The 6307-nt window shown below is 43.1% G+C and carries 4 protein-coding genes; all 4 read left to right on the top strand.

Annotation, left to right across the window (positions count from 1 at the left end; genetic code table 11):
* Nucleotides 1–483 precede the first annotated feature (483 nt).
* On the top strand, nucleotides 484–2625 hold the full coding sequence (locus AC1DSE_RS28055; protein WP_477512063.1) for a helix-turn-helix domain-containing protein: 2142 nt from the start codon (nucleotides 484–486) through the stop codon (nucleotides 2623–2625).
* 287 nt (nucleotides 2626–2912) lie between these two features.
* Nucleotides 2913–3833: an ABC transporter permease gene (locus AC1DSE_RS28050; protein WP_477512064.1), complete on the top strand. Its 921-nt coding sequence runs from the start codon at nucleotides 2913–2915 to the stop codon at nucleotides 3831–3833.
* A 10-nt stretch (nucleotides 3834–3843) separates the two neighbouring features.
* Nucleotides 3844–4704 carry a carbohydrate ABC transporter permease gene (locus AC1DSE_RS28045; protein ID WP_477512065.1) on the top strand — a complete coding sequence of 287 codons (861 nt, stop codon included), beginning with the start codon at nucleotides 3844–3846 and terminating at the stop codon, nucleotides 4702–4704.
* Nucleotides 4705–4761: 57 nt separating this feature from the next.
* Nucleotides 4762–6307 (top strand): extracellular solute-binding protein (locus AC1DSE_RS28040; RefSeq protein ID WP_477528546.1); only part of this gene is annotated, 1546 nt, incomplete at its 3' end.

The raw sequence follows: 6307 nt of genomic DNA, 5'->3' as shown, positions 1-6307 counted from the left end.
GAACAATACTGCTAAATTCATAAAAATATTTCTTTTCCTATATGATCTCATTCTACATGTAACTTTAAAGCTCATTAATTTCAGTACGATTATACATGTAACTCATATGAATATACATGGATGAGTACAATTATTTTCTCTACAATTAGACAATAGGTCATATAGAATGACTCAATTATAAAAAGCAGCTGTGGGTTAGAACCGCTTTGTGAGTTTTGGTGATAGACGGTATTTTCACATTCATATATAGTGTAAGTTATGATATTTTCGAAGAATGTAAGCGTATACGAGTAACCAATGAGGATATTTGCTTTCTTATTAGGTTATTTTCAGCTCAGAAGGAATTGCCAAGGGGAGATAAAATTGCTTAGAAAGTCTTTTTTTACAAAACTACTTATCGCTTATCTTATTATTGTATTCGCTTACACTATGATTGCGGTCTGCCTGTCTTTCTTTAAGGACAGCCAAAGAGTGCGATCGGAATTGAGTCAAAACCAGCAAAATTTCCTCATGCAATCTCGCGACAATATTGACACCAAACTCGGCGTTTCTTTCAACTTAATCGCGCAATTGAGATTAAATGAGCATGTTGTTAAATTCGCTGAAAAAGATCGTAATTACTATGAGATCACACAAACTTCTTATGCACTGCAAAATCATATAGACGCATTCTCTGAATTCGGCTATAGCATCGATCTAATGAAGACTAACGACGATTTGGTCATTACGCCACAAATTTCATCGGATAGAAGACGCTATATGGAAGATATGGGAATGACGAATGAGGATCTTGCACACTTAGGAACAGACAGCACGAGTCCAACCATAACACTATCGAGCAGCAAAAATATAATTTCGAAGAGCGATGAAAACGCATCGATAATAATCGTTAATCCGGAACGGGTAGGAATAGGAAATTCATTATTTTTTGTTGTCTCATTTTTTGAACAATTACTGCTACCGTCCCTATCACCTGATATGCAAGAAGCTTTTGCCATTATTGAGAATGGTCGATACGTTACGCTCAAATCAAGCTTTGACGATAAACGGGGGAAGCAATTGCTTGCCTATCCACTGCGAGAACTTGATGAACAGGCAACCGGGGATTATACGAAGCTATCCAATGATGAATTTGATTTTCATTTGATTCGCTCAAAAACGATGCCACAATGGACGTATATGTATGTTACACAGAACTACTCGTTGGTAGATTCCTTTTCACCGAATTTGAAAGGGGCTGTGCTTTTATTAGCCATTCTTATCTTTGTGGGACTAGCATTCGCCTATATGGTTTCCAAGCGCATGTACCGACCTGTCGGTCATCTCGTCGGATTGTTCAAAAGCTACGGGGAACCTACGGGAGCAGACGAATTCGCCTTCCTGAATGAGACGGTGACGAGTATAAGTAAGGCTAATGAACAGATGAAAACCGCGTTGCATGAGCACAGGCTTTCAATGAGAGACAAGTTCCTGCGGGATTTGCTCTATGGACTCGTTCCTCCTGACAAGGTGGATGATCTGCTAAATACACATCAACTGCAAAGCCTATCTACCGCTTTAAGTGTTTGCGTAGTTTCATTCTCGAACGATAAAGAATTGGAGGAGCAATATTCGAAAGACGCAATTCTTACGATAAAATCAAAGACTTCCTTGATCATTCATGAACAAATGAAAGTCCATTTCCCTTGCGAGCTGCTTGATCACGATTTCACCAAATTTGTCTTCATAATCAAGGATTCAGATACGGAATCCATTCAGAAGAAGCTCATGAAAGCGATGGCTCAAATCGAGGACGCACATGCGTACGGATTGACTGCAGCTGTTGGTAGGCCCGTAGCCTCTGCTGGCGAAATTGACCGCTCCTTTATCCAGGCGCTTGATACCCTGAAGAGGAAATCGGCAGTTGATAAGACTTCCGTCATTACTTATAAACAGCTCAGTCAAGTTCAGATGGTCAGCTATTATTATCCTATCGATACGGAGCGAGAGCTGATCAGCTATGTGATTCGGGGCAAGCGGGCAAATGCATTACATACACTAAACCTCCTTCTATCGGAAAATTTGGAGCAAAGACAGTTAACGCCGCAGCAGCTCGACCAGTTCTGTTTGCTTGTATTAGCTACTCTGAGTCGAATTATCCAGCAACTGAACATGTCCTTCGAAGAGTTTGTTCGAGCACACAAAGAATCTTTGGACATCGTTCAGAACGGCGAATCGAAGGAACGAATGGTTTCGGCCATCACGACCCTGTTTATCGCCATGATTGATACGATTGATCAGCAGAATGAGATGATGGATAATAGCACGGTCCAACGTATGATCGAATATATACATGACAACTACAACAAGGATTTATCGCTTAGCATGATAGCGGAGGAGTTTAACTTCTCTCCTGGTTACGTCAGCATCGCGTTCAAAAATCATTCCGGCGAAAATTTTAAAGATTATTTAAATTTTTATCGCGTGCAGCAAGCGAAAGAAATGATGCGCCAGCAGAAAGATATTAAGATTGGCGATTTGGCACTGATGGTCGGTTGCAACAATACGAACACGTTTATTCGAATGTTCCGCAAGTATGAAGGTTTAGCTCCCGGCCAGTACGCAAAGAAGCTTAGCGAGAAGTAGTAAGGCTTCATACAATGAGAATCGTTGATTCATAAAAAGCCGCCTAGCCTAAGTGCCAGGCGGCTTTTGTATGTTCGACTGACACTTTCCTCAATGAAGGGAAATTGTTGATACATGAAATAATGCACATTATGGACTACGACATAAAAAGTTGATGCTAGATGAAATAATGGCGATAGACAGCGCTTTCATTCGTATCTATAGTTTGAATTGCAACGCTGACCTTTCAAATGGGAGCGCTCCTAAGGAAATCAGCTAAACATCATTGCGAGAGGAGAAGAGGATGCGTGCTGCTTAACTTTAAACAAATAAAAGCCAACCTGATCAGGGACAGTTATCTTTATCTGCTCCTGATACCGTTCCTGGCTTGGTATATCATTTTTGCGTATAAGCCGATGTATGGCTTGCAAATCGCCTTTAAGGATTTCAGTGTATATAAAGGAATCGAAGCGAGTCCTTGGGTTGGGTTTGAACATTTCGAGACGTTTTTTAAAAGTCCGTATTTTTGGCGGCTATTAAAAAACACCGTGTTGCTCAGTTTTTATCAATTGCTGTTCGCATTTCCTGTACCGATTATCCTCGCTTTGTTACTAAACGAATTGAAGAGCGGGATTTTCAAAGCAACGGTGCAGACTTTTACGTATTTGCCCCATTTTATTTCGGTCGTTGTCGTAGCTGGGATTGTTACCAACTTTTTGGCTCCTAGCAACGGTATTATCAATATCCTCATTGAGATGGTAGGGGGCGAAAAGCAATACTTTCTGACCAATCCCGATTATTTCCGTACGATTTTTATCGGGTCCATGGATATTTGGAAGGAAGCGGGATTTGGTACTATCATCTATTTAGCCGCTTTGTCTGGTGTCAATCCTGCCTTGTACGAAGCAGCGGTTATCGATGGAGCTAATAGATGGAAGCAAACATGGCATATCACGCTTCCCGCAATCATTCCGACGATCGCAATCATGCTTGTCATGAAGGTGGGTTCCATGCTGGAAGTTGGATATGAAGCGATCATTCTTCTATATCAGCCGGCCACCTATGAGGCGGCCGACGTTATTAACACCTACGTGTACCGGTCTGGTCTTCAGGATGCACGTTACGACCTGGCGACAGCGGTGGGACTGTTCAATGCCGTCGTTGGATTTATTCTCGTCGTATTTGCCAACAAGATGAGCAAGAAGTTAACGGAGACTGGATTATGGTAGGTGATGGAAGATGAAAAAAACCAGAGGCGAAAAGCTGTTTTATATTTTTAATTGTGTATTTCTTGGAATTATCGCTTTGCTTGCGTTGTACCCGTTTGTCTATGTCTTATCTGCATCCTTAAGCTCCTCCCAATCGGTCGTTACAGGCAAGGTGATCTTGCTGCCGCACGATATTAACTTTGACTCCTATGCAAAGGTACTATCGGAAAAGGGAATTTGGATTGCCTATTTAAACACGTTTTATTACACCATATTCGGTGTAATCGTCAATTTAATTCTCACCATTTGTGGTGCCTATGCCTTATCCAAGAAACGGGTTATGGGGCGTACGGCCATCAGCTTCTTTATCGCGCTGACGATGTGGTTCCAACCCGGCATGATTCCGACCTATCTTAATTTTCGAGATTTGAACATGCTCGACAGTAGATTTACGATTATTATCGGTTTCGCGATTACGACTTTCTATGTCTTCCTCATGAGAACGTTCTTCCAGACCATTCCGGAGGAACTCGAGGAGGCGGCTAAGGTTGATGGTGCAAATGATCTTACGATCTTATGGCAAGTGTATTTGCCGCTGTCCAAAGCTTCGCTTGTGACGATCGGATTGTTCTATGCGGTGCACCGTTGGAACGGTTATTTCTGGACGATGATCCTGCTGAGAGACGAGAACAAGGTACCGCTGCAAGTCCTGCTAAAGAAACTCATCGTAGAGATGAACGTGAGCGACGAGATGGGCAATATGGCGGTATATTCAAAGGAAACAATTATTTATGCAACGATCATCGTCTCCATTATTCCGATTGTTGCAGCCTATCCCTTCATTCAGAAATATTTTGTCAAAGGCACCATGATCGGCTCCGTCAAAGGCTAGTGGCTGCTTCAATCTTTTATTATGAAATCAAGAAACCAATATTGGGAGGTCATAAATATGGGTAACAAAAAAAGGATAAAAGCATCTGCATTAATCATGGTAACAGTCGGTATGCTGCTAGCGGGCTGTAGCAACAATAATGTGCCGCAAAATAGTGGAAGTCCTGCGAATAATTCAAAAGAAGCGGATACAAAGCAGCTATCCGGGCAACTGATCGCAAAAGACCCGCTTGAGCTGACGATCCATATGCACTACTCAGATAAGTTTATTTTCGACGATAACTGGCCCATCTTCAAAGAAGCGGCAGCGATGACCAATATTAAGTTGAAAGGAACGGCATCTAAAGCTTCGACGAACAGTAAAGAACTGTTCAATACAATGATGGCTTCCGGGAAAATTCCTGATTTGGTTCATCATCAAATTAAGGAGCAGTACGACAGCCTTGGGGTTGAAGGAGCCTTTCTTGAGTTAGATGGACTGATTGAAGAACATGCCCCGAACATTAAAAAGTTCTTTTCCGAACATCCTGATGCAGCCAAATATATGAAAGCCAATAACGGCAAAACGTATTTCCTTAACTTTACGCCGGACGGACCGGCTGCTAGGGGCTGGTTTGTACGCCAGGATTGGCTGGAAAAACTGGGACTTGAGCAACCGAAAACGGTAGATGAGCTGTATGCACTATTGAAAGCATTCAAAGAAAAGGATCCGAACGGCAACGGAGCAAAGGATGAAATTCCATATTTCAGCAGGTCGAAGCTGGATGGAATTTACGACCTGCTGATCCAGTGGGGTGTGCAGGGCGGGGCCGATGCAGCCAAACGTGGATTTTACGCGGACAACGGTGTCGTCAAGTACGGCATGTATGAGCCAGGATATAAGACGGCAATCGAAAATATTGCGAAGTGGTACAAGGAAGGCTTAATTGATAAAGAAATTTTCACCCGCGGAGCGAAAGCGCGTGACATTTTGCTCGGAGACAATGTCGGCGGCATGACGCACGATTGGTTCGCCAGCACGGCTAATTTCAATGATATTCTTGCGTCTAAGATTCCTAGCTTCTCCTTTGTTCCGATGACGCCCCCAGTGAATACCGCGGGCAAAGTCGTCGAAGAGAGTTCCCGTAAAGGGACGCATGCGAGCGGATGGGGAATCTCAGCGAGTRCCAAGCATCCCGTCGAAGCGATCAAATATATGGATTTTTGGTTCTCCGAGGAGGGTCGGAGACTGATGAACTTTGGCATCGAAGGAAAGGACTATGACCTCGTGGACGGCAAGCCGAAGTTTAAAGACTCCGTATTGAAAAATAAAGAAAAGACAGTTATTCAACAGCTTCAGGAAGAGGGAGCTCAGATCGAGCTGGCCTTCCATCAAGACTATGCTTACGAAGAACAATGGACAAACGCGACTGCGTTGAAAGGCATCAAGGAATACATTGACAATGGTTATATTATGCAGGCCTACCCGCCGATCTCGTATACGGATGAGGAACGGACCAAATTTGAGGAGCTAAACGCGGGCGTATTGACCTACGTCGAGGAAAAGCTGCAGAGATGGGTGCTCGGCGTAGAACCGATCAACGATGAGACATTCAGCAAGTATA

Source organism: Paenibacillus sp. 01L418, from assembly GCF_056400045.1.
This window is presented reverse-complemented; position numbering and strand designations above follow the sequence as displayed.

Coding starts and splice junctions, on each gene's coding strand:
- AC1DSE_RS28045 (WP_477512065.1), top strand. CDS start 3,844: ATGAAAAAAACCAGAGGCGAAAAGCTGTTTTATATTTTTAATTGTGTA.